Source organism: Catellatospora sp. NPDC049111 (genome assembly GCF_040648615.1).
In the GTDB taxonomy this organism is placed as follows: domain Bacteria; phylum Actinomycetota; class Actinomycetes; order Mycobacteriales; family Micromonosporaceae; genus Catellatospora; species Catellatospora aurea.
On sequence record NZ_JBEZEB010000009.1, the window covers coordinates 77,387 to 101,487 of the forward strand.

At 71.6% G+C, this 24,101-nt stretch carries 20 protein-coding genes; 8 read left to right on the forward strand and 12 right to left on the reverse strand.

Features of this window, described 5'->3' with window-relative positions; all coding sequences use genetic code 11:
• Positions 1 to 209 precede the first annotated feature (209 nt).
• Both AB0B66_RS15800 and AB0B66_RS15805 read left to right on the forward strand, forming a co-directional pair.
• A complete protein-coding gene (locus AB0B66_RS15800; RefSeq protein WP_360529596.1) occupies positions 210 to 1,130 on the forward strand; it encodes a COX15/CtaA family protein in 921 nt (306 codons plus the stop codon).
• 76 nt (positions 1,131 to 1,206) lie between these two features.
• Entirely contained in the window at positions 1,207 to 1,926 is a 720-nt protein-coding gene (locus AB0B66_RS15805; RefSeq protein WP_360529198.1) for a hypothetical protein, read from the forward strand.
• 161 nt (positions 1,927 to 2,087) lie between these two features.
• Here the strand turns inward: AB0B66_RS15805 and AB0B66_RS15810 are convergent, their stop codons facing one another.
• The 3 genes from AB0B66_RS15810 to AB0B66_RS15820 all read right to left on the reverse strand — a co-directional run bounded on the left by AB0B66_RS15810 (position 2,088) and on the right by AB0B66_RS15820 (position 4,513).
• On the reverse strand, positions 2,088 to 2,990 hold the full coding sequence (locus AB0B66_RS15810; RefSeq protein WP_360529599.1) for a hypothetical protein: 903 nt from the start codon (positions 2,988 to 2,990) through the stop codon (positions 2,088 to 2,090).
• Between the two features lie 82 nt (positions 2,991 to 3,072).
• Positions 3,073 to 3,393, reverse strand: coding sequence for a hypothetical protein (locus AB0B66_RS15815; protein ID WP_360529201.1), 321 nt, complete (start codon positions 3,391 to 3,393; stop codon positions 3,073 to 3,075).
• Between the two features lie 217 nt (positions 3,394 to 3,610).
• Positions 3,611 to 4,513: a heme o synthase gene (locus AB0B66_RS15820; protein ID WP_360529602.1), complete on the reverse strand. Its 903-nt coding sequence runs from the start codon at positions 4,511 to 4,513 to the stop codon at positions 3,611 to 3,613.
• Positions 4,514 to 4,830: 317 nt separating this feature from the next.
• Here AB0B66_RS15820 and tkt point away from each other — a divergent pair, with 317 nt between their 5' ends.
• The 6 genes from tkt to pgl all read left to right on the forward strand — a co-directional run bounded on the left by tkt (position 4,831) and on the right by pgl (position 13,191).
• Positions 4,831 to 6,909, forward strand: coding sequence for a transketolase (tkt, locus tag AB0B66_RS15825; RefSeq protein WP_360529204.1), 2,079 nt, complete (start codon positions 4,831 to 4,833; stop codon positions 6,907 to 6,909).
• A 3-nt stretch (positions 6,910 to 6,912) separates the two neighbouring features.
• Complete coding sequence (gene tal / locus AB0B66_RS15830; protein WP_360529207.1) at positions 6,913 to 8,028, forward strand: transaldolase; 1,116 nt, start codon at positions 6,913 to 6,915, stop codon at positions 8,026 to 8,028.
• Positions 8,029 to 8,095: 67 nt separating this feature from the next.
• Positions 8,096 to 9,742, forward strand: coding sequence for a glucose-6-phosphate isomerase (locus AB0B66_RS15835; protein WP_360529210.1), 1,647 nt, complete (start codon positions 8,096 to 8,098; stop codon positions 9,740 to 9,742).
• Positions 9,743 to 9,754: 12 nt separating this feature from the next.
• Positions 9,755 to 11,290, forward strand: a complete 1,536-nt coding sequence (zwf, locus tag AB0B66_RS15840) for a glucose-6-phosphate dehydrogenase (RefSeq protein ID WP_360529605.1) — start codon at positions 9,755 to 9,757, stop codon at positions 11,288 to 11,290.
• A 34-nt stretch (positions 11,291 to 11,324) separates the two neighbouring features.
• Positions 11,325 to 12,320 carry a glucose-6-phosphate dehydrogenase assembly protein OpcA gene (locus AB0B66_RS15845; protein ID WP_360529213.1) on the forward strand — a complete coding sequence of 332 codons (996 nt, stop codon included), beginning with the start codon at positions 11,325 to 11,327 and terminating at the stop codon, positions 12,318 to 12,320.
• Positions 12,321 to 12,432: 112 nt separating this feature from the next.
• Positions 12,433 to 13,191, forward strand: coding sequence for a 6-phosphogluconolactonase (pgl, locus tag AB0B66_RS15850; protein ID WP_360529608.1), 759 nt, complete (start codon positions 12,433 to 12,435; stop codon positions 13,189 to 13,191).
• Between the two features lie 67 nt (positions 13,192 to 13,258).
• Here the strand turns inward: pgl and secG are convergent, their stop codons facing one another.
• The 9 genes from secG to uvrC all read right to left on the reverse strand — a co-directional run bounded on the left by secG (position 13,259) and on the right by uvrC (position 24,088).
• The gene (gene secG / locus AB0B66_RS15855) at positions 13,259 to 13,525 is read right to left on the reverse strand and encodes a preprotein translocase subunit SecG (RefSeq protein WP_203696709.1); all 267 of its coding nucleotides are present in this window, start codon (positions 13,523 to 13,525) and stop codon (positions 13,259 to 13,261) included.
• Positions 13,526 to 13,601: 76 nt separating this feature from the next.
• Positions 13,602 to 15,344 (reverse strand): ABC transporter substrate-binding protein, encoded by a 1,743-nt coding sequence (locus AB0B66_RS15860; protein WP_360529216.1) that lies wholly within the window; start codon positions 15,342 to 15,344, stop codon positions 13,602 to 13,604.
• 277 nt (positions 15,345 to 15,621) lie between these two features.
• Complete coding sequence (gene tpiA / locus AB0B66_RS15865) at positions 15,622 to 16,401, reverse strand: triose-phosphate isomerase (RefSeq protein WP_360529219.1); 780 nt, start codon at positions 16,399 to 16,401, stop codon at positions 15,622 to 15,624.
• Positions 16,401 to 17,597 (reverse strand): phosphoglycerate kinase, encoded by a 1,197-nt coding sequence (locus tag AB0B66_RS15870; protein ID WP_360529222.1) that lies wholly within the window; start codon positions 17,595 to 17,597, stop codon positions 16,401 to 16,403. Before AB0B66_RS15870 ends, tpiA begins: the two co-directional genes overlap by 1 nt.
• Positions 17,597 to 18,601, reverse strand: a complete 1,005-nt coding sequence (gap, locus tag AB0B66_RS15875; RefSeq protein ID WP_120315988.1) for a type I glyceraldehyde-3-phosphate dehydrogenase — start codon at positions 18,599 to 18,601, stop codon at positions 17,597 to 17,599. The genes AB0B66_RS15870 and gap overlap by 1 nt, the downstream gene beginning before the upstream one ends.
• Before the next feature lie 313 nt (positions 18,602 to 18,914).
• Positions 18,915 to 19,895, reverse strand: a complete 981-nt coding sequence (gene whiA, locus AB0B66_RS15880) for a DNA-binding protein WhiA (RefSeq protein ID WP_120315989.1) — start codon at positions 19,893 to 19,895, stop codon at positions 18,915 to 18,917.
• 68 nt (positions 19,896 to 19,963) lie between these two features.
• Positions 19,964 to 20,938 (reverse strand): uridine diphosphate-N-acetylglucosamine-binding protein YvcK, encoded by a 975-nt coding sequence (yvcK, locus tag AB0B66_RS15885; RefSeq protein ID WP_360529225.1) that lies wholly within the window; start codon positions 20,936 to 20,938, stop codon positions 19,964 to 19,966.
• Positions 20,935 to 21,822: an RNase adapter RapZ gene (rapZ, locus tag AB0B66_RS15890; protein WP_360529611.1), complete on the reverse strand. Its 888-nt coding sequence runs from the start codon at positions 21,820 to 21,822 to the stop codon at positions 20,935 to 20,937. The genes yvcK and rapZ overlap by 4 nt, the downstream gene beginning before the upstream one ends.
• 193 nt (positions 21,823 to 22,015) lie before the next feature.
• Complete coding sequence (gene uvrC / locus AB0B66_RS15895; RefSeq protein ID WP_360529228.1) at positions 22,016 to 24,088, reverse strand: excinuclease ABC subunit UvrC; 2,073 nt, start codon at positions 24,086 to 24,088, stop codon at positions 22,016 to 22,018.
• Positions 24,089 to 24,101 lie beyond the last annotated feature (13 nt).

The following is a 24,101-nucleotide window of genomic DNA, read 5'->3' on the forward strand; positions in this document are numbered from 1 at the left end:
CGCCCTTTTTCACTACACCAGTGTTACTTATTTAGTTCGACGTGCGCAAACCGCCCCCGGCGTGACCCCTGACACCCAGGCTGCCCTAACTCGGCACGTCCGGAACGCGCGCCTACCATCGGTTCGTGCGTGATGTCGAGACCGTCAAAGCAGCCGGATTCGTCCCCCGGGTCACCCGGGTCCTGGAGCGGGTGCCGCTCGTCGGACACCTGCTCGACGCCGGCGCGGTCACCCGCCGCAGGCTGGCCCTGGCCGGGCTCATCGGCAACATCGGCATCGTGATCACCGGTGGCGCGGTCCGGCTCACCGGCTCCGGACTCGGCTGCCCGACCTGGCCCAAGTGCACCGAGGACTCGTACACCGCCACCAAGGCGATGGGGATCAACGGGGCGATCGAGTTCGGCAACCGGCTGCTCACCTTCGTGCTGTCCGCCATCGCCGTCCTGCTCGTCGTGGCCGTGTGGCGGCACGCCCGGCTGCGCCGCCCCGCGGTGATCCTCGCCCTCGGGATCCCCGGGCAGGGCGTGGTCGGCGGCATCACGGTGCTCACCGACCTCAACCCGTACGTCGTCGGCCTGCACTTCCTGCTGTCCGCCGCGATGATCGGCGGCTCGTACCTGCTCTGGCGGCGCACCGCTCCCCTGGCGGCCGAGCCCGCCGCGGACCGGCTGCGCCCGCTCACCTGGGCGCTGACCGCCGCGTCCGCCGTCGTCATCGTGATCGGCGTCGTGGTCACCGGCAGCGGCCCGCACGCCGGCGACGAGAAGGCGCACCGCACCGGCCTGAACCCCGAGATGATCTCGCAGCTGCACGTGGACGCCGTCTTCCTGATGCTCGGCCTGGCCGTCGCGTGCTGGTTCGCCGCCCGCGCCGTCGGCGCCCCGGCGATGGCCCGCACCGGCGCGACCCTGCTGGCCGTGCTGCTGGCGCAGGGCGTGATCGGCTTCGTGCAGTACTTCACCCACCTGCCCGCCATCCTGGTCGGCGCGCACATGGCCGGGGCCTGCGCGGTGTGGGTCGCGACGCTGGCCGTGGTCTGGCGCACCGGGTTCGACGCCCCCGCGCCCGATGGGAGCGCGTCCAGCGTGACCAGCCACGAAACGAACCGGACATTGGTCACCGTCCGGTAACCGCCAGATTCCGATCCGGTCGTCAACCGGTCGCGCAAGGGCCTCACGGACCGCCCGTCGGAGCGATGATGACGGGGTGCCCACCTCTCTGCGCCGCGCGCCGCAGGCCCACCCCGAGGACTCCCTTCCCGGCGTGGTGACCCGGACCTTCACCACCACCGGCGACCTCGACTACTGGGCGAGCGTCCGGCACGCCGAGAGCGCCGCGCACGTCGCCGAGGAACTGGCCACCCTGGTGCGCACCGGCCGGCCCGCCGTCGCCCGCGAGCCCCTCGCCCACGCCGTCGAACTGCTGCTGAGCACCCTCGACCACGCCGACGACGCCTCCGGCGCGCTGGACAACCTGCTCAACCGCCTGCTGGCCACCCACGCCGAAGCGTGCCGCCAGGCCCCGCCCGACCCCGTCGACCTGGCCGACTGGCTGGTCACCGTGCAGTTCGACACCGGCCGCTGGTGCCCCGTCGACATCTGGGCGTACGGCCCCGCCCTCGGCCCCGGCGGCCTGGACCACTACCGCGCCGTGGTCCGCCGCCGCTGGGCCGCCGACCCCGGCGACCTGTCCGCCCGCGACGCCGTCGAACGCCTGGCCCGCTGGGAACGCGACGTCCCCACCCTCATCGAGGTCATCGGCGGCGACCTCAAACACGCCGCCCAGTACGGCCGCCTCGCCCGCGCCCTGGCCGACATCGGCGACCCCCTCGCCGCCCGCTCCTGGGCCGAACGCGGCCTCGCCGCCCACCCCGACGACCCCCCGGGTGCCGGCCTCCGCGACTTCCTCTCCCGCACCCCCCATTGACCCGATTGGTTCGGCCGGGGCGTCGACCACACCAAGATCGTTCGACTTGCCAGGCACGTGGGCGAATTCGGCGTCAAGATACGCACAGGTGCCAGGCAAGTCGAACGAACTTGGGCGGACTGCGGCGCCCACGCGGTGGAGCGGGGCGCCGCGGGCCAGGGTCAGATGGCCCAGCAGATGGCGGCGGCCAGACGGGCAGCCGAGCCCTCGTCGTGGAGCAGGAAGACCGACGGCTCGGTGAGTTCCAGTTCGACCAGGAGCGGGTTGCCTCGCTCGTCGGGGATGAGGTCGACGCGGGCGTAGACCAGGCCGGTGGGGAGGGTGGCCACGACGGCCTCGCCGACGGCGCGCTCGGCGGCGGTGGGCACCCGGGGCGTGATCTCCTCGGGCTTGTACAGGGTCTCCAGGCCCTCGTCGGGGCCGGTGAGCATGGGGCCCTTGCGGATGGCGTGGCTGTAGGCCAGGCGGCCGGTCTCCGGGTCGGCGAAGAAGAGCAGGGCGGTCTCACCGTACGAGTCCACGGCGGGCAGGTACGGCTGGATCATGGTGATCCGGCCGGCCGCCTGGAGGCGCTGGACGTGGGCGACGGCCTGCGCGGCGTCACCGGGGCCGTAGCGGCCGGTGTCGCGGCTGCCCGCGCTGACCGCGGGCTTGATCACGTACTCGCCGTCGCCGGACGGGGGCGTCCAGGTGTCGCCGGGGGCCAGGAAGGTCGTCGGGGTGACCGGCAGCCCGGCCGCGGCCAGCTCGGCGAGGTAGCGCTTGTCGGTGTTCCAGGCCACCGTCTCGACCGGGTTCACCAGGCGGGGCACACCGGCAGCCCAGGCGAGGAACTCGTCGTGGCGCTGCGCGTAGTCCCACGGGGAGCGCAGCACGACCAGGTCGTACGCGGACCAGTCGGCCGCGGGGTCGTCCCAGACGACCGGCGAGGCGTCGACGCCCAGGGCCGCCAGCGCGGGCAGCACCAACTGGTCGTCCGCCTCCAGCAGCGGAATCTCGGCGCAGGTCACGATCGCGACGCGCGGGCGCCCTCCGGCCGGGGTGGAACCTGCTTCAGAAACCAGGGCGACCCGGGCCTGGGCCCGGGTCGCGTGGTCAAGGGATGTGCTCACAAGATCCGAATATAACGCGGGATCTGAAAGAACCTCAGCGCGCCATGACTCGCTTGGACATGGAACGCCAGAGGTCGTTCGTGGGGCGCATGAGCTCGATCAGCTCGCGCTCCCACTCGTTCTCCACGGTGATGCCGGCCTTCTCGCAGGCGGCTCGGGCGATGTCGGTGCTGGCGGCCATCCGGTCGCCCCATGCTCCGTCATTGCCCACCAGCACGATGCGCGCACCGCGCCGTCCGACGTACTCGACGACTCCCTTCGCTCCCCCGTGCTCGCTCGCGAAAGCGCGCAGGCCCGCCACAAGCGTGGCGGTGGGGTGCTCGATGGTCGTCGTCGTATCTGAACCTTCTGCCATGCCAAGCACGATAAGCAGAACGGGTGTCCTGTGGAGGGATGGTGATGAGCTTTTGTGATTCCTGTTACGTGATCGCAACCCGATGTACAGAGATCGACTGTCCGGGTTCGCCCGGAAATAGCATCGTCAATGCGTCACAGAACGGACAGAAATCAGTCAGCTGGCCGACACTCGTTACCGAAAAAGGGCGTGTCCGGCCGAAACAGGTAAGAACCGCTCAGATGAACACGTCGACCGCGGTGGCCACGAACACGATCGTGAGGTACGCCGTGGACCAGTGGAACAGCCGCATCGGCTTGACGTCCTCACCCTTGACCGTGCGGCTGTACAGGCCGTGGGCCTCCAGGATGAAGAAGCCGCCGCAGATCAGCGCGGGAACGCCGTACACCGACGACATGCCCAGCGGCCACACCGCCAGCGACACGGCCACCGTGAGCCAGGAGTAGACCACGGATTCGATCGCGACGCGACGCGGGGTCGCCACCACGGTCAGCATGGGGATGCCGGCCTTGGCGTAGTCGTCCTTGAACCGGATCGCCAGCGCGTAGAAGTGCGGCATCTGCCAGAAGAAGACGACGCCGAACAGCAGCCAGGCCGCCGGGGCCAGCGAGTTCGTGACCGCGGCCCAGCCGATGAGCACCGGCATCGCCCCGCACACGCCGCCCCAGAAGGTGTTGTGCGGCGTGGTGCGCTTCAGCCACGCGGTGTAGATCACGTCGTAGTAGACGATCGCCGCCACGGTCAGCGCGGTGGCCAGCCAGTTGGTGAACGCCGCCATCAGCACGGTCGAGGCGACCGCGAGGGTGAGGCCGAACACCAGGGCGTTCTTCGGCGAGATCTTGTGGGTGACCAGCGGGCGGCGCGAGGTGCGGCCCATCAGCGGGTCGATGTCGCGGTCGATGTAGCAGTTGATCGCGTTGGCCGCGCCGGCCGCGAACGAGCCGCCGACCAGCACCACCAGCATCAGCCAGATCGACGGCAGCCCCTGCGCGGCCAGCATCATCGCCGGGATTGTCGTGATGAGCAGCAGCTCGACGATGCGCGGCTTGGTGAGCGACACGTATGCCCCCACCACGGCCCATCTGGCCTTGCGCTGCTGCAGCAGGGCGGCACGGGCCACCGCGCCCGGCTGGACCGGGATCGTGGCGGTGCGGGGGGACGGGAGATCTACGGTGGCCGCCTCAGGCGACTCTGCGGCGAGCGTGCTCACCCGCAACAGGGTACGGCAACGCTGGTCAACCCCTGCGGGCGCGCCACCACGCGCGGAATGGACGGGTTCGCACATGCGTCGTGCGCGGTATGAGTAGGGTCAACACCGACGCCGGCGACACCGTGGCCGCCCGGACGACGATGCTTTGTACCTGCCGGAGCCCCTGGGCGTGGCGAACCTTCCACGGCCTGGCGTGACGGAAACGAGCCGCTAGGAGTAGCACAGCTGTGACCGAGCAGTTGATCTGGTCTGACATCGACCGCCGCGCGGTGGACACCGCCCGCGTCCTGGCCATGGACGCCGTCGAGAAGGCCGGCAACGGCCACCCGGGCACCGCGATGAGCCTCGCGCCCCTGGCTTATCTGTTGTTCCAGCGGGCCATGCGGCTCGACCCCAACGACCCGGACTGGACCGGCCGCGACCGCTTCGTGCTGTCCGCCGGCCACTCCTCTCTCACCCAGTACGTCCAGCTCTTCCTCGCCGGCTACGGCCTGGAGTTGTCGGACCTGCAGGCGCTGCGCCAGTGGGGCTCGCTGACCCCGGGCCACCCCGAGCACGGGCACACCCGCGGCGTGGAGACCACCACCGGTCCGCTGGGCCAGGGCCTGGGCAACGCCGTCGGCATGGCGATGGCGGCGCGCCGCGAGCGCGGCCTGTTCGACCCGGACGCCGCCCCCGGCACCAGCCCGTTCGACCACCACATCTACGTGATCTGCTCGGACGGCGACATCGAGGAGGGCGTGACCCACGAGGTCTCCTCGATCGCGGGCCACCAGAAGCTGGACAACCTCATCGTCTTCTACGACGACAACGAGATCTCGATCGAGGACAACACCCTCATCGCGAAGTCCGAGGACGTCTGCAAGCGCTACGAGGCGTACGGCTGGCACGTCGAGAAGGTCGACTGGACCGGCGGCAACACCGGTTACCACGAGGACATCCCGGCACTGTGGGCGGCGATCCAGCGCGCCAAGGCGGTCACCGACCGGCCCAGCTTCATCGCGCTGCGCACCATCATCGGCTGGCCCGCGCCGACCAAGCAGAACACCGGCAAGATCCACGGCTCGGCGGTGGGCCCGAACGAGGCCGCCGCGGTCAAGGAGCTGCTCGGCTTCGACCCGGCCGTCGCGTTCCCGGTCGAGGACGAGGTCATCGCGCACACCCGCGCCGTGGCCGAGCGCGGCCGCCTGCTGCACGAGCAGTGGGAGGAGGCCTTCCACGACTGGGCGAAGACCAACCCGGAGCGGCTGGCGCTGTTCGACCGGATGAGCACCCGCACCCTACCGGCGGGCTGGGAGAAGGCGCTGCCGTCCTTCCCGCACGACCCGAAGGGCCTGGCCACCCGGGCCGCGTCCGGCCAGGTGCTGAACGCGCTCGCGCCGGTGCTGCCGGAGCTGTGGGGCGGCTCGGCCGACCTGGCCGAGAGCAACAACACCACGATGAAGGGCGAGCCGTCGTTCGTCCCGGCCGAGTTCGCCACCAAGGAGTTCCCCGGCGACGAGTACGGCCGCACGCTGCACTTCGGCATCCGCGAGCACGGCATGGGCTCGATCATGAACGGCATCGCCCTGCACGGCGGCACCCGCGTGTACGGCGGCACGTTCCTGGTCTTCTCCGACTACATGCGCCCGCCGGTGCGCCTGGCCGCGCTGATGAAGCTGCCGGTGACCTACGTCTGGACGCACGACTCGATCGGCCTCGGCGAGGACGGCCCGACCCACCAGCCGGTGGAGCAGCTCACCGCGCTGCGCGCGATCCCCGGCCTGGACGTGGTGCGCCCGGCCGACGCCAACGAGACCGCGCACGCCTGGCGCATGGCGCTGGAGCACAGCGACCGGCCCACCGCGCTGGCGCTGACCCGGCAGAACGTGCCCACGCTCGACCCGGCGAAGATCACCGGCTTCGAGCGCGGCGGCTACATCCTGGAGGAGGCCTCCACCGGCACGCCGCAGGTGATCCTCATCGGCACCGGCTCCGAGGTCTCGATCTGCCTCAAGGCCCAGGAGCTGCTGGAGGACGAGGACGTGCCCACCCGGGTCGTGTCCATGCCGTGCCAGGAGTGGTTCCGCGCCCAGGACGCGGGGTACCGGGAGTCCGTGCTGCCCGCGAACGTCAAGGCCCGCGTGAGCGTCGAGGCCGGCATCGCCATGTCGTGGCGTGACCTGGTCGGCGACGCCGGCGAGTCGGTGAGCCTGGAGCACTACGGCGCGTCCGCCCCGGCGGCCACCCTGTTCGAGAAGTTCGGTTTCACCCCGGAGGCGGTCGCGGCCGCGGCCCGCCGCTCCCTGAACAAGGCAGGCGAGTGACACATGACTGATCCACTGGGCGAGCTCTCCGCCGCGGGCGTCGCGGTATGGCTCGACGACATCTCCCGTGAGCGGCTGACCGAGGGCGGCAAGCACACCGCCCTGGCCAAGCTGCAGGACGAGTCGCACGTCGTCGGTGTGACCAGCAACCCGACCATCTTCGCGGGCGCGCTGGCGGGCAGCGACGACTACGACGCGCAGCTGCACGACCTGAAGGTGCGCGGCGTCACGGTCGACGAGGCCGTGCGCATGCTCACCACGTACGACATCCGCTGGGCCTGCGACGTGATGCGCCCGGCGTTCGACGCCTCCGGCGGGGCCGACGGCCGGGTGTCCATCGAGGTCGACCCGCGGCTGGCCGACCAGACCGAGCCGACCATCGCCGAGGCCAAGCAGCTGTGGTGGCTGGTCGACCGGCCCAACCTGTTCATCAAGATCCCGGCGACCCTGGCCGGCCTGCCCGCGATCACAGCGGCGCTGGCCGAGGGCATCAGCGTCAACGTGACGCTGATCTTCTCGCTGGAGCGCTACCGCGCGGTGATGGACGCCTGGCTGACCGGCCTGGAGCAGGCGCAGGCCAACGGGCACGACATCTCGAAGATCGAGTCCGTGGCGTCGTTCTTCGTGTCGCGCTTCGACACCGAGATCGACAAGCGGCTGGAGAAGATCGGCACTCCGGACGCGCTCGCCCTGCGCGGGCAGGCCGCGGTCGCCAACGCCCGGCTGGCGTACGGCGCGCACCTGGACGTCGTCAACGGCCAGCGCTGGGCCGCCCTCAAGGCCGCCGGGGCCAAGCCGCAGCGGCCGCTGTGGGCCTCCACCGGCACCAAGAACGAGGCCTACCCGGACACGCTCTACATCGAGCAGCTGATCGCGCCGAACACGGTCAACACCATGCCGGAGAAGACCATGAAGGCCTTCGCCGACCACGGCAAGGTGCCCGGCGACACGGTCACCGGCAACCTGCAGTCGGCCGAGATGACCCTCGACGCGCTGCGCGAGGTCGGCATCGACTACGACGACGTGGTGGAGTTCCTGGAGCGCGACGGTGTCGCCAAGTTCGACGCCAGCTGGAAGGAACTGCTCGCGGGCGTGCAGGCGAAGCTGGAGCAGGCGTGAGCGAGCGCAGCGAGCGAACCATGGTGCAGGTAGGACACGCCGCCGACGAGCGCAGCGAGGAGAAGGCGTGACGGACAACTTTGAGGAAGTCGTGTTCGGCGGCGGGCTGACCGTGCGGGTGTCCCGCGAGGTCGCCGAGGCGGCCGAGCCCGTGCTGGCGCAGCTGCTGGCCGACGGGGTGCCCGCGAAGCTGGCGGCCAAGGACGCCACGCTGTGGGGCCCGGCCGCCGAGGCCGAGGCGTCGATCCGGCTCGGCTGGGTGGACACCTTCCAGCGCAGCCGGGCGCTGCTGCCGCAGCTCGCCGAGCTGCACGACGAGCTGGGCGACCTGGACCACGTGGTGCTGGCCGGCATGGGCGGCTCCTCGCTGGCCCCCGAGGTGATCTCCCTCACCCTGGGCAAGCGGCTCACCGTGCTGGACACCACCGACCCCGGCCAGGTCGCCGCCGCGCTGCGCGACCGGCTGGACCGCACCGTGGTGGTGGTGTCGAGCAAGTCCGGCGGCACCGTGGAGACCGACAGCCACCGCCGGGCGTACCTGCAGGCGTTCCTCGACGCCGGACTGAGCCCGGCCGAGGCGGGCCGGCGCTTCGTCGTCGTCACCGACCCCGGCTCGCCGCTGGAGGCGACCGCCCGCGAGATGGGCGCGACCGTGCTGCTGGCCGACTCGGACGTGGGCGGCCGCTACTCGGCGCTGACCGCGTTCGGCCTGGTGCCGACGGCGCTGACCGGGGTGGACGTGGCCGAACTGCTGGACCAGGCCGAGGAGTTCGCGACCACGCTGACCGGCGACCTCGACAACCCGGCGTTCCTGCTCGGCGCGGCGATGGGCGCGGCAGCCCTGGCGGGCCGCGACAAGATCGCGCTGGTGGACGACGGCAGCGGCATCACCGGCCTGGGCGACTGGGCCGAGCAGCTGATCGCCGAGTCCACCGGCAAGGACGGCAAGGGCATCCTGCCGGTCGTGGTGGAGACCCCGATCAGCGCCGGTGCGACCGGCTCCGACGTGCTGACCGCCACGGTCGGCGGGTCGCTGGGCGTCGGCGCCGTGCCGGGCAGCGGCGTCGTGCCGCACGTCTCGGTCAACGGGCCGCTCGGCGCGCAGTTCCTGTGCTGGGAGGTCGCGACCGCGGTGGCCGGACGGGTGCTCGGCATCGACCCGTTCGACCAGCCCAACGTCACCGAGTCCAAGCAGAACACGAACAAGATCCTGGAGTCGGGACTGCCGGCGGCGACGCCGTCGTTCACCGAGGGCGCCGTCGTCGGGTACGGCGACGCGAGCTCCCTGGAAGACGCGCTGCGCGCCCTGCTCGGGGCCACGGGCGAAAACGGCTACGTCGCCGTGATGGCCTACCTCGACCGGTTCGCCGACGCGGACACCGCCAAGCTGCGCGAGCTGCTGGCGAGCGCGAGCGGCCGCCCGGTGACGTTCGGCTGGGGACCGCGCTTCCTGCACTCGACCGGCCAGTACCACAAGGGCGGCCCGCAGAACGGCGCGTTCCTGCAGATCACCGGCGAAGCCGCCGAGGACCTGGTGGTGCCGGGCAGGCCGTACACCTTCGGTCGGCTGCAGGCAGCGCAGGCCGCGGGCGATCGGCAGGCGCTCGCCGGGCGCGACCGCCCGCTGCTGCACCTGCACCTGACCGACCGGGCCAAGGGCATCGCCCAGCTGCTGGACGCCGCGGCCCGGCTCCAGCCGGACAAGGAGAGGTGACGTCACGTGACCGTGTCGTCCGACCCGCAGCGGCGCAATCCGCTGCGGGACCCCCAGGACCGCCGACTGCCGCGGATCCCGGAGCCCTGCGCGCTCGTCATCTTCGGGGTCACCGGCGACCTCGCCCGCAAGAAGCTCATTCCCGCCGTGTACGACCTGGCCAACCGCGGCCTGCTGCCGCCCGGCTTCGTGATCGCCGGCTTCGCCCGGCGTGACTGGGGCGACGGCGACTTCGAGAACGTGGCCCGCACGGCGGCCATGGAGCACGCGCGGACCCCGTGGCGCGAGGAGGTCTGGGCCCGGCTGGCGGGCAACTTCCGCTTCGTGGGCGGCGCGTTCGACGACGACGCCGCCTTCGACCGGCTGCACGACTGCCTGAACGAGCTGCGCGACTCGCACGGCATCATGGGCAACGCCGCGTTCTACCTGTCCATCCCCCCGGCCGCCTTCCCGACCGTGCTCAAGCAGCTGGAGCGCACCGGCATGGCCGACAACGCCAAGTCGGGCGGCTGGCGGCGGGTCGTGGTGGAGAAGCCGTTCGGCGAGGACCTGGAGTCGGCCAAGGCGCTCAACGACCTGGTCGACGACGTGGTCAGCGCGGAGGACGTCTTCCGCATCGACCACTACCTGGGCAAGGAGACGGTCCAGAACATCCTGGCGCTGCGCTTCGCGAACTCGCTGTTCGAGCCCCTGTGGAACTCAAAGTACGTCGACTCGGTGCAGATCACCATGGCCGAGGACGTCGGCATCGGCACCCGGGCCGGCTTCTACGACGCCACCGGCGCGGCCCGCGACGTCATGCAGAACCACCTGATGCAGCTGCTGGCGCTGGTCGCCATGGAGGAGCCGACCACGTTCGACGCCTCCGAGATCCGCGCGGAGAAGCTCAAGGTGCTGCGGGCGACCGTGCCGCCGAAGGACGTGGCCGCCGAGACCGTGCGCGGGCAGTACCTGACCGGCTGGGTCGCCGGGGCCCGGGTGCCGGGCTACCTGGAGGAGTCGGACGTCCCGCCGGACTCGGACACCGAGACGTACGCGGCGGTGCGGCTGACCATCCAGAACCGCCGCTGGGCGGGCGTGCCGTTCTACATCCGCTGCGGCAAGCGCTTGCCCCGGCGGGTCACCGAGGTCGCGGTGCTGTTCAAGAAGGCCCCGCACCTGCCGTTCTACCCCGAGGACGTGGAGCTGCTGGGCAACAACCAGCTGGTCATCCGGGTCCAGCCGGACGAGGGCGTGATGCTGAAGTTCGGCTCCAAGGTGCCCGGCACCCAGATGGAGCTGCGCGACATCACCATGGACTTCGCCTACGGCGAGGCCTTCACCGAGTCCAGCCCCGAGGCGTACGAGCGGCTCATCCTCGACGTGCTGCTCGGCGACCGGACGCTGTTCCCGGACGCGGCGGAGGTCGAGGAGGGCTGGCGCATCATCGACCCGCTGGAGGACGCCTGGGCGGGCACCAAGCCCGCGACGTACCGGGCGGGCGAATGGGGTCCGCGCGAGGCCGACGAGATGCTGGCCCGCGAGGGCCGCACCTGGCGGCGGGCATGAGCGAGCTGTTGATCACGCTGGGAAGTGGGACGGAATGCTAGCCCTGTGGGACACCACCGGTAACGAGGTGGTGCGCAAGCTCGCCTCGGAGCGGCGCAACGCGGGCGGCGTCGCCAGCGGCCTCGCCCTCAACCTGGTCGTCATCGTGGACGAGGGCCGGGTGCGCCAGGTCGAGGACGCGGCCACCATCGCCGCCGCGTCGCACCCCTGCCGCCTGCTCGTGGTCAGCCGCGGCCCGGTCGCGGGCGTCGACGCGGCGACCGCCAACGCCAAGAACCGGCTCGACGCCGAGATCGTCGTCGGCGGGCGGCTCGGACCGTGCGAGGCCGTGATCATGCGGATGCACGGCCGGCTCGCCCTGCACAGCGAGTCGGTGGTCATGCCGCTGCTGGCCCCGGACGTGCCGGTGGTCACCTGGTGGCACGGCTGCCCGCCCGAGCACATCGCGTACGACCCGCTGGGCGTCGTCGCGGAGCGCCGGGTCACCGACATCGCCCAGTGCCCCGACCCGGCCGCGGCGCTGCGGCAGCGGGCGCTGGACTACGCCCCCGGCGACACGGACCTGTCCTGGACCCGGCTGACCGGCTGGCGTTCGCTGATCGCGGGCGCTTTCGACACCGCGTCGGCGGGCGCGCTGTCGGCGACGGTGCACGCCGCCGCGGGCGACCCGCTGGGCGCGCTGCTGCGCGGCTGGATCATGGCTCGGATGGGCGTCCCGGTGCAGCTCGCCGAGGTCTCCGGCCCGCTGCACGGGGTCGACTTCGCGCTGGCCGACGGCGGCTCGCTGAGCCTGCACAGCACCGGCGACGGCATGGCCCTGCTGCGCAAGTCCGGCTCGCTGGACCAGGTGCTGCCGCTGGTGGAGCGCCGCCTGGGCGAGGTGCTGGCCGAGGAGCTGCAGCGCCTCGACGCCGACCAGCCGTACGCGGCGGCGCTCGCCGCGGCGACGGGAATCGAGAACCTCGGCGACCGGGCGTCCACCCGTACCCACATCTGGCAGGACCCGGCGTGGGAACCGGTGGCCGCATGAGCGAGCGTCAGCGAGCGAATCAGAGGCCCGGTGTCCATGCCGCCGACGAGCGAAGCGAGGAGAAGGCATGAGCACGGACACCGCACCCGGCGCGCATGCCGCCGACGGGTCCGTGCCGGCGCCGACCGTGGTCGTGCATGCCGACGCGGACCTGCTGGCCACGGCGGTTGCCGCACGGCTCGTCGTGCGGATACAGGACGCGCAGGCCGCACGGGGCACGGCCGACGTCGTGCTGACCGGCGGCCGGGTCGCGGCGGCCGTGTACCGGGCCGTGCTGGCCGCCCCGGCCCGCGACGCGGTCGACTGGTCCCGGGTCAACCTGTGGTGGGGGGACGAGCGTTTCCTGCCCGCCGGGGACCCGGACCGCAACGAGACCCAGGCGCGCGCGGCCCTGCTGGACTCGCTGCCGCTCGACCCGGCGCGGGTGCACCCGATGCCACCCTCGGACGGCCCCGACGGCGCAGACCCGGAACTGGCGGCCGCGCGGTACGCCGCGGAGCTGGCCCGGCACGCGCCCGACGGGGGCGCGCTGCCGCGCTTCGACCTGGTGCTGCTCGGCGTCGGCGAGGACGGCCACGTGGCGTCGGTGTTCCCGGGCCACCCGAGCTCGGCCGAAGCCGGGCCGGTCTGCGCGGTCCGGGACAGCCCGAAGCCGCCGCCGCTGCGCACCACGCTCACCATCCCCGCCCTGGACACCGCCGACGAGGTCTGGCTGATCGCCGCCGGGCCGGACAAGGCCGAGTCCGTCGGGGCGGCGCTGACCGGGCCGGCGCTGCTGCCGGCGGCCCGGGTGCGCGGCGTCTCGCGCACTGTCTGGCTGCTCGACCGGGCGGCGGCGGCGAACACCCCGGCGCACTTCGCCCCGCGCTGATCGACCGAGTAACGCCGAAAGGGCGGCCGACCCGAAGGTCAGCCGCCCTTTCGCGTGCTTGCGGTCGTCAGCCGACGGCGCCGGCGGCCATTTCGAGCTTCAGCCAGAGGCCGAGCCCCACGATGCAGGCGAACCAGACGATGCCCACCAGCACGGTGTAGCGGTCGAGGTTCTTCTCCGCCACCGACGACCCGGCCAGGCTCGACGACACGCCGCCGCCGAACATGCTGGACAGGCCGCCGCCCTTGCCCCGGTGCAGCAGGACCAGCATCGTCAGCAGGGCGCTGGTGATGATCAGCAACACGATCAACGTGTAGGCGAAGCCGATCGGCATGAGCAGGTGTCCTTAGGCTCGGTGGCCGCTCGCGCGGCCTTGGGTGTCGGTCAACAATAGCGGTCCATCGTACCGGCTAGGAGGCCGAGGAGGTCACATCCACCGGGATCGAGGGGTCCTTCAGGCCCAGCGACGCCAGGTCGGGCGCGCCGAACTGGGCGTGGATGAAGGCTCCCGCGACGTTCGAACCGTACATGCGGATCGAGTTCGGGTACAGCACGGGGATGGTCACGGCCATCTCCGACAGCTTGCTGTCGATCTCGCCCCACAGCTTGTACTGCCGGTTCAGGTCCTGCTCGGCCAGCGCGTCGGCGATCGCCTTGTTGACGTCCGAGTCGTTCAGGAACGAGTAGTTCGAGCCGCTCTGCTCGCCGGTGGGCTTGACCAGCTTGCCGTCGAACAGCGGCGGGATGACCGCCGAGCCGTTCGCCCAGTCCGGGATCCAGCCCGCGTAGACCAGGTGGTTGCCGTGGCCCACGTCGGCGATGCGGCCCCAGTACTGGTCCGCCGGCAGCCGCTTGAGCTCGACCTTGATGCCGATGCGCACGTAGGCGTCGACCATCGTCTTGACGTAGCGGGCGATGGTGTCGTTCTCCGGCAGCGAGACCGAGATCTTCTCGGGGCAGGGCTTGCCGTCCTTGCGCGCCTTGTCGATGAGCGCGAGCGCCTTGTCCTCGTCACCGTCGCTGTCGGTGAGGGTGCCGTAGTGGTCGAACTTGGCGTGCGCCGCCAGGTTCGGCGGGATCATCGAGGTGGCCAGCTCACCGATCACCGAACCGCCCATGGCCTGGCGGTACTTGCGCTTGTTGAACGCGTACGCCAGCGCCTTGCGGCAGTCCAGGTTCGGCACCATGACCGTGTTGATGGCGAAGTAGCGCACCGAGCCGCTGGGGCCGGTCGCCACTCGCTGCGAGAGCTTGGGGTCGTTGATGACCTGCTGCAGGAAGTTCGGCGCCACGTTGCTCTGCAACATGATCGTGTTGCGGTCGGCGCCCTGGTCCTGGATCAGCGCGTTGGTCACGGCCGGGTCGTTGGAGTCGACCACGAAGACGATCTTGTCGGGGTGGCCCTTGCGCACCGAGTCGAGGCTCGACGACCAGTGCTCGTTGCGGACCAGCGTGAAGCCCTTGTCGCCGGAGCGCGGCTCCATGCGGTACGGGCCGTTGGACAGCGGACGCTTGTCGTAGGCGTCCTTGTCACCGTCGGCGCCCTGCTTGGCGGGCGAGAAGATCGGCAGCGCCACCGTGTAGTTGAAGTCGCCGGCCGGCTGCTTGAGCTTGAACTTGATGGTCCGGGTGTCCTCGCAGACCACCGAGTCCAGCCCCTTGCCGCTGTACGGGCCCTCGTACGGGGTGGCGTTGTCGGCCAGCATCAGCTCCGCGTAGGGCAGGCCCGAGTCGAACAGCGCCGCGAAGTTGCGCTCCACGCCGTACTTGACCTGCGAGCAGTTGACGGGCGAGCCGTCCTCCCACTTCACCCCCTCACGCAGCTTGAACTCCCAGACCGTGTTCTTCTCACTCGGCCGGCCGAGGTCGGTGGCCAGGTCAGGCACCAGCTCGCTGCTGGCGGGGCCCGACTCGGCCTTGTACGTGGTCAGGGTGCGCGACATCAGGCGGCTGATGTTGTTGTCCATCGCGGCCGCGATGCGCTGCGGGTCCAGGTGCTCGGGGAGCTGCGGCAACACGACGCGCAGGGTGCCGCCCGTGGATACCGTGTCGTTGGCGTCGGCCGCCGAGTCGCAGGCGGAGGCGGCGCCGAGCGCCATGACCGCGACGGCGGCGGCGGTGATCTGCCGCATGCGGTGCTTGAGGTATGGCATCGTCGTCCTCCCAGCGGGCGTGGGGGTGGCCCGCCAAGGATCTCAGGGGTGGTCGGGGGGTGAACCGCTCGCAGCCGCACGACGTCTCGGTCGCCCGGCCACGCGCACACTCTAGGCACTGCGGGGACCGGCGCGGCAGCCGGGAGTCAGATCGCAACAAAGCAGGACTGCGGGCATCCGAAAGATCACTTAGCGTGTACGTCAGGCGGTCCGGCCATAGACGAGGTCCGCCCCCGCGGCCGGAGCCGCGGGGGCGGAGCAGGTTCGTGCCGGTGGCTCAGAGACCGAGGCGCACCAGCCTGGTGAACTCGTCGGCGTCGAGGCTCGCCCCGCCGACCAGCGCACCGTCGATGTCGGGCTGCGCCATGATCGCGGCGACGTTGCCCGCCTTCACGGAGCCGCCGTAGAGCACCCGCACCGCCTGCGCGGTGGACTCGCCCTGGGTCTTGGCCAGCTGCGCGCGGATCGCCCCGATGACCTCCTGGGCGTCCTCGGGCGTGGCGGTCTTGCCGGTGCCGATCGCCCAGACCGGCTCGTACGCCACCACGACCTTCTCCACCTCGGCCGGGGTGAGCCCGGCCAGGCCGCCGTCGAGCTGCGCGAGCGTGTACTCGACGTGCTCGCCCTTCTCGCGGATGTCCAGGCCCTCGCCCACGCACAGGATCGGCGTGATCTCGTTGGCGAGCGCGGCCTTGACCTTGGCGTTGACCAGCGCGTCGGACTCGTTGTGGTACTGCCGGCGCTCCGAGTGGCCCACCGTCACGAACGAGCAGCCCAGCTTCGCCAGCATCGCGCCGGAGATCTCCCCGGTGTACGCGCCGGAGGGGTGCGCCGAGATGTCCTGCGCGCCGTACTTGATGAGCAGCCGGTCGCCGTCCACCAGCGTCTGCACGCTGCGGATGTCGGTGAACGGCGGCAGCACCGCGGCCTCGACCTCTTCGAGCTGCTTCTCGGTCAGGCTGAAGGCCAGCTTCTGCACGAGCGCGATGGCTTCGAGGTGGTTGAGGTTCATCTTCCAGTTGCCGGCCATCAGGGGCCGGCGCTTGACCTCTGCCATCACGCCTCCAGGGCTTCGAGACCGGGCAGCGACTTGCCCTCCAGGTACTCCAGGGAGGCGCCGCCGCCCGTGGAGATGTGGCCGAACGCGTCCTCGTCGATGCCGAGCGCGCGCACGGCCGCGGCCGAGTCGCCGCCGCCGACCACGGTGAAGCCGTCGACCTTGGTGATGGCCTCGGCCACGCCCCGGGTGCCGTTGGCGAACGGGGCCAGCTCGAACACGCCCATCGGGCCGTTCCAGAAGACCGTCTTCGCGCCGGACAGCGCCTCGGTGAACAGGGCCACCGACTCGGGGCCGATGTCCAGGCCGAGCCAGCCGGCCGGGATCGCGTCCGCGGCGACCGTGTCGGTCGCGGCGTCGGCGGCGAACTTGTCGGCCACCACCACGTCGGTCGGCAGCACGATCCGGTCGCCGGCGCGGGCCAGCAGGTCGCGGCAGGTGTCGAGCATCTCCTCCTGCAGCAGCGACGCGCCCACCTCGTGGCCCTGGGCCTTGAGGAAGGTGAAGCACATGCCGCCGCCGATGAGCAGCTTGTCTGCCTTGCCGAGCAGGGCCTCGATCACGGCCAGCTTGTCGGAGACCTTCGAACCGCCCAGGATCACCACGTACGGCGTGGCCGGGTTCTCGGTGAGCCGCTTGAGCACCTCGACCTCGCGCAGCACCAGGCCGCCCGCGTAGTGCGGGAGCCGGGAGGCGACGTCGTAGACGCTGGCGTGCTTGCGGTGCACCGCGCCGAAGGCGTCGTCGACGTACACGTCGCCGAACGCCGCCAGCCGGTCGGCGAACGCGCCGCGCACGGCGTCGTCCTTGCTGGTCTCGCCCACGTTGAAGCGCAGGTTCTCCAGCAGCACCACGCCGCCGGGGGTCAGCGCCGCCACCGCGTCCTGCGCCGACGGGCCGACCGTGTCACCGGCGAAGGTGACCGGCGAGCCCAGCAGCTCGGCGAAGCGCGTCGCGACCGGCGCGAGCGTGTACTTGGGGTCGGGCTCGCCCTTGGGGCGGCCCAGGTGCGACATGACGATCACCGAGGCGCCCGCGTCCCGCAGCGCCGTGATGGTCGGCAGCACCGCCCGGATCCGGCCGTCGTCGGCGATCGTCCCGGGGCTGTCCTTGACGAAGGGCACGTTCAGGTCGGCGCGCACGAGCACGCGCCGACCCGAGACACCCTCGGCGAGCAATTCGTCGAGGCCGCGCATTACAGCGAGGCGCCCACGAGCTTGGTGAGGTCCACCAGGCGGTTCGAGTAGCCCCACTCGTTGTCGTACCAGCCGACGACCTTCACCTGGTTGCCGATGACCTTGGTCAGGCCGGCGTCGAAGATGCAGGAGGCGGGGTCGGTCACGATGTCCGAGGAGACGATCTCGTCCTCGGTGTACACCAGGATGCCCTTGAGCGGGCCCTCGGCCGCGGCCTTGATCGCGGCGTTGACCTCCTCGACCGACGTCTCGCGAGCGGCGGTGAAGGTCAGGTCGGTGGCCGAGCCGGTCGGGATCGGCACGCGCAGCGCGAAGCCGTCCAGCTTGCCCTTGAGCTCCGGCAGCACCAGGCCGATCGCCTTGGCGGCGCCGGTCGAGGTCGGCACGATGTTCAGGGCCGCGGCGCGGGCGCGACGCAGGTCCTTGTGCGGGCCGTCCTGCAGGTTCTGGTCCTGGGTGTAAGCGTGGATCGTGGTCATCAGACCCTTCTCGATCCCGATCGTGTCGTTCAGGACCTTCGCCATGGGGGCGAGGCAGTTCGTGGTGCAGGAGGCGTTCGAGATGATCGTGTGCTTGGCGGCGTCGTACTTGTCGCCGTTCACGCCGAGCACGATCGTGATGTCCTCACCCTTGGCCGGAGCCGAGATGATGACCTTCTTGGCGCCGTTGTCCGCGTGCACCTTCGCCTTGGCGGCGTCGGTGAACAGGCCCGTCGACTCGATGACGACGTCCGCGCCCAGGTCACCCCAGGGGAGCTTGCCCGGATCGCGCTCGGCGAACGCCTTGAACGACTTGCCGTTGACCGTCAGCTCGGTCTCGGTCGCCTTCACCTCGTAGGGCAGGCGGCCCAGGATCGAGTCGTACTTGAGCAGGTGCGCCAGCGTCGCGTTGTCGGTCAGGTCGTTCACGGCCACCAGCTCGATGTCCGCGCCGGACGCGAGCAGCGCCCGGTAGAAGTTACGCCCGATCCGGCCGAAGCCGTTGATGCCAACCCGGATGGTCACAGGTCCCATCTCCTCGCCATGTGCGCCGACTGGCGGCAGTTCGCCCAGTGCGGCGGCCGATAGGTCACTCGCCCGGTCACGCCGCCAACACACCTGGCGGACGGCGTCGCGGCCGAGCTGCCGGCAGCGTCGCCGTACGGTTCCGACCCTAGCTGAGCTGTGGCAGACATCCCCGCCGGGGTCTTTGTTTCACCCCCGTGTCCCCTGTCACACGAAACCACAACGACCCCACCCCCAAGATCGCCACGCGGGTACGCCGAAACGACAGATCGCCGCGACCCGGGCGGGTCGCGGCGATCTCGGGGACGGCGGCTCAGACGGTGAGCATCTCGGCGGTGACGGCCGCTTCGGTGTCGGGGATGCCCAGGTCGCGGGCGCGCTTGTCGGCGAGGGCGAGCAGACGCCTTATGCGGCCGGCGATGGCGTCCTTGGTCAGCGGCGGGTCGGCCAGCGCGCCCAGCTCCTCCAGGGAGGCCTGGCGGTGCTCCAGGCGCAGGCGGCCCGCGCTGGTCAAGTGGCCGGGGGCGTCGTCGGCGAGGATCTCCAGGGCGCGGGTGACCCGGGCCGCCGCGGCGACCGCCGCCCGCGCCGAACGCCGAAGGTTCGCGTCGTCGAAGTTGGCCAGGCGGTTCGCGGTCGCGCGGACCTCGCGGCGCACCCGGCGCTCCTCCCAGGCCAGCACGCTGGAGTGCGCGCCGATACGAGTGAGCAGGGCGGCGATCGCGTCGCCGTCCTTGACCACGACCCGGTCGACGCCGCGCACCTCGCGGGCCTTGGCGGTGATGCCCAGCCGGCGGGCCGCGCCGACCAGCGCCAGCGCCGACTCCGGACCCGGGCAGGTGATCTCCAGGGCGCAGGAGCGGCCGGGCTCGGTCAGCGAGCCGTGCGCCAGGAACGCCCCGCGCCAGGCCGCCACGGCGCAGCACACGCTCGCCGAGACCACGTTCGGCGGCAGGCCCCGCACCGGCCGCCCGCGCACGTCCAGCAGGCCGGTCTGGCGCGCGAGCGCCTCGCCGTCCTTGACGATGCGCACGATGTAGTGGCTGCCCTTGCGCAGCCCGCCCGACGCGAGGATGTGCACCTCGCTCGGGTAGCCGAACAGGTCGGCGATGGTGGTGCGCAGCCGCCGGGCCACCGCTCCGGTGTCCAGCTCCGCCTCCACCACGACGCGGCCCGAGACGATGTGCAGCCCGCCCGCGAAGCGCAGCAGTGCCGCCATCTCCGCGCGCCGGCAGCACGGCTTGGGCACGTCGACCCGGCTGAGCTCGTCTTTGACCGCAGCGGTCATCGCCATCGTGTCGTCACCTCGTGGCCGGTCGCGGCTGTGATGCCTGATTGTGTCGTGCGGTTTGTCGTACGTGCTTAACGAGCGGTGGCCAAGAGTGGCACCAGTGCGCGGCCCAATCGGACCGGATCGTGTCGCGCGGTGCCGTCCTGGACGGCCACCGGAGCGATCGCGATGCGAGCACCGAGTGATTCTGCCGCATTCGCGACCGGTTCGGGGTCTCCCACGGCATTCCTGTCGACCAGAACAATATCGACCTTGAGGTCCGGGAGATACCGACCCAGCGCGCCCAGGTGATCAGGCAGCGACAGGCCCACCGTCTCGGAGTCCGCCGCCAGGTTCAGGGTCACCAGTCGGCGTGCCGCGCTCGCCGTGACCGCGGCTGCCAGCTGCGGCACCAGCAGGTGCGGGATGACACTGGTGTACCAGCTCCCGGGCCCGAACACCAACCAGTCCGCGTCGGCGATCGCCGCCAGGGCCTGCGGGCACGCGTCGGGCTCCGGCGGCTCCAGCCGGACCTCCAGCACCCGCCCCTGAGCGACCGCGACCTGGTGCTGGCCACGTACGGTGACCTGCCTGCCGTCGACGAACAGGTCGGCCTCGATGCCCAGCGGCTTGTTCGACATCGGCAGCACCCGGCCCACCGCGCGCAGCATCGCCCCGGCCAGGTCGAGCGCCGCCACCGGGTCGCCGAGCTGCTCCATCAGGCCGCACAGCACCACGTTGCCGACCGGATGCCCGGCCAGCTCGTCGGCGCCGCCGAAGCGGTACTGCATCAGCTTGGCGGTGCGGTCGCTGAGATCGTCGTCCCCGGCGAGGGCGGCCAGCGCCTGCCGCAGATCACCCGGAGGGAGTACGTCGCGGCCCGCGCGGATCCGGCCGCTGGAGCCCCCGTCGTCGGCCACGGTGACGACGGCGGTGATCTCCAGGGGCAGCCCGGTCGCGCGCAGCGCACGCAGGCTCGCGCTCAGCCCGTGCCCCCCGCCGAACGCCACCACCCGGATCCGGTCACCGCCTGCCTGCGGTCTGAACCCGATGTTGTGCTCGCTCATTCGCGTCCCAGGTCGCGGTGCTGGGCATGGGCGACCACGCGCAGCTCGCGCAGGCGTTTGGCCAGCTCCTCGGCGATGGCGACGCTGCGGTGCTTGCCGCCGGTGCAGCCGACGGCCACGGTCAGGTAGCGCTTGCCCTCCCGCTCGAAGCCGGGCGCGGTCGCGGTCACCAGGCGTGCGTACGTCTCGACGAACGTGTTCGCCCCGCGCTGGCCCAGCACGTACCGGCTGACGTCCTCCTCGCGGCCGGTGTGCTCGCGCAGTTCCGGCACCCAGTACGGGTTGGGCAGGAAGCGGGCGTCCAGCACGAAATCGGCGTCCGGGGGCAGGCCGTACTTGAAGCCGAACGACAGCACGGTGACCCGCAGCCGCAGCGCCTCCGGGCTGGCGAACAGCTCCTCGACCCGGGCCCGGAGCTGGTTCACGTTCAGGTGCGAGGTGTCGATCAGCACGTCGGCCTGCTCGCGGGCCTCGGCCAGCAGCGAGCGCTCGGCGGCGATGCCGTCGGACAGCCGGCCGTCGCCCTGCAGCGGGTGCGATCGGCGTACGCTCTCGAACCGCCTGATCAGCACCTCGTCGTCGGCGTCGACGAAGACCACCCGCGGCGAGAAGCCCTTCTCGCGCAGGTCGCGGATCGCGCCGGCGAGGTCGGTCGAGAAGACGCGGCTGCGCACGTCGAGCACCATCGCGGTGTGCCGGGCCGCGCCGCCGGCCTTCGCGGCCAGCTCGGCGAGCTGCACCAGCAGCGCCTGCGGCAGGTTGTCGACCACGTAGTAGCCGACGTTCTCCAGGGCACGGGCCACGGTGCTGCGCCCGCCGCCGGAGACGCCGGTCACCACCACCAGGTTCGTGGCCGGGCCCTCGCCGGACTCGTCCCCGGTCACCCTGGGCTCGCCCTGCTGCTCACCGCGCTCGCCCGGCGTACTGCGCCGGGCCGGTGTATCCACGCTCACGTGTGCCCCCACTGCTGTCGTCGCCGCCTGCCGGGGCGGCCGCCCGCGACGGCCCCCGGGATCCAGCGAACCTCAGGCGGCGGACGGGCACGTTGCCACCGGATGTCGGCAACGAGAGAACATCCTAGCCAGGCGTGCCCGGTTCCTCCGCCGTGGCCAGCTTCGCACCCTGCGCGGGTGTGGCCTGCGGCTCGCCCGGCGCGGACCCGGCCGCCGCCGTTCCGGGCGGGACGGGCACCGCCTCGGGCGTGGGCGTGGCGGCGGTCCCGGGCGCGGTCTCCGCAACAGGCGCGGGTTGCGCCACCGGTGGGGGCTGAGGTGGCACACCGAGGGCCGTCAGCACCGCGACCGCGGTGCGCGGGCCGATGCCGGGGACCTCGGCGATCTCGTCGACGCTCGCCGCGGCCAGGCGCTTGAGCGAGCCGAAGTGGCGCAGCAGGGCCTTGCGGCGGATCTCGCCCAGGCCGGGCACGCTATCGAGGTCGGAGGCGGTCATCCGGGCCGAGCGCCGCTCGCGGTGGAAGCGGATGGCGAAGCGGTGCGCCTCGTCGCGGACCCGCTGAAGCAGGTAGAGGCCCTCGGCGGTGCGGGGCAGGATGATCGGCATCGAGTCGTCGGGCAGCCAGACCTCCTCCAGCCGCTTGGCCAGCCCGCAGATCGCCACGTCGGTGACGCCCAGCTCGGTGAGCACCGCCGCCGCGGCGTTGACCTGCGGCGCGCCGCCGTCGACCACGACCAGCTGCGGCGGGTACGCGAAGCGCCTCGGCCGGCCCGCGGCGGCCTCCTCGGCCGGGTCCACCGGCCCCTCGGCCAGGTATCGGGCGAACCGCCGCCGCATCACCTCGCTGATCGCGGACACGTCGTCGGTCGCGCCCTTGATGATGAAGCGCCGGTAGTCGGACTTCTTCGGCACGCCGTCCTCGAACACGACCATGCTGGACACCACGTCGGTGCCCTGGATCTGCGAGATGTCGTAGCACTCGATCCGCAGCGGGGCCGCGGCCAGCCCGAGCGCGTCCTCGATCTCCTCCAGGGCCTTGCTGCGCGCGGTGAGGTCGCCGGCCCGGCGCAGCTTGTGCTGGGCCAGTGCCTGCAGGGCGTTGCGCGCGACGGTCTCCATCAGCGTCTTCTTGTCGCCGCGCTGGGGCACCCGCATGGTCACCCGCGAACCCCGATGCTGCGACAGCCAGTCGGTCAGCGCGTCGGCGTCGGCGGGCAGTTCCGGCACCAGCAGCTCGCGGGGCACGTCGGCCTCGCCGGTCTCACCGCCGTAGATCTGGGTGCAGAAGTGGTGCACGAGGTCGCCGATGCTCAGCTCCTCGGTCTTGTCCACGATCCAGCCGCGCTGGCCGCGCACCCGCCCGTCGCGCACGTGGAAGACCTGCACCGCGGCTTCCAGCGGGTCGTCGGCGAAGGCGACCACGTCGGCGTCGGTGCCGTCGGACAGCACGATCGACTGCTTCTCCATGGCCCGGCGCAGCGCGATCAGGTCGTCGCGCAGGCGCGCGGCGCGCTCGTACTCCATCGCCGCCGACGCCTCGTGCATCTGCTTCTCCAGGCGGCGCTGCATGGTGTCGGTGCGCCCGGCCATGAAGTCGCAGAAGTCCTCGACGATGCCGCGGTGCTCGGCGGCGCTGACCCGCCCGACGCACGGCGCGGAGCACTTGCCGATGTCGCCGAGCAGGCACGGCCGCCCGATCTGGCCCGCCCGCTTGAACACCCCGGCCGAGCAGGTGCGCGCCGGGAAGATGCGCAGCAGCAGGTCGAGGGTCTCCCGGATGGCCCAGGCATGCGAGTACGGCCCGAAGTAGCGCACGCCCTTGCGCTTGGCCCCGCGCATGACCAGCAGCCGCGGATACTCCTCGTCGAGGGTGACCGCGAGGTACGGGTACGACTTGTCGTCGCGGTACTTCACGTTGAAGCGGGGGTCGTACTCCTTGATCCAGGAGTACTCCAGCTGGAGCGCCTCGACCTCGGTGCCGACCACGACCCAGTCCACGCCGGCCGCGGTCGTGACCATCTGCTGGGTGCGCTGGTGCAGCGTCCAGACGTCGGCGAAGTAGGAGTTCAGCCGGCTGCGCAGGCTCTTGGCCTTGCCGACGTAGATGATCCGGCCCTGGTCGTCGCGGAACCGGTACACACCGGGCGCGTCGGGAATCGTGCCCGGCGCGGGCCGGTACTGGGACGGATCAGCCACGCCGCCAAGCCTA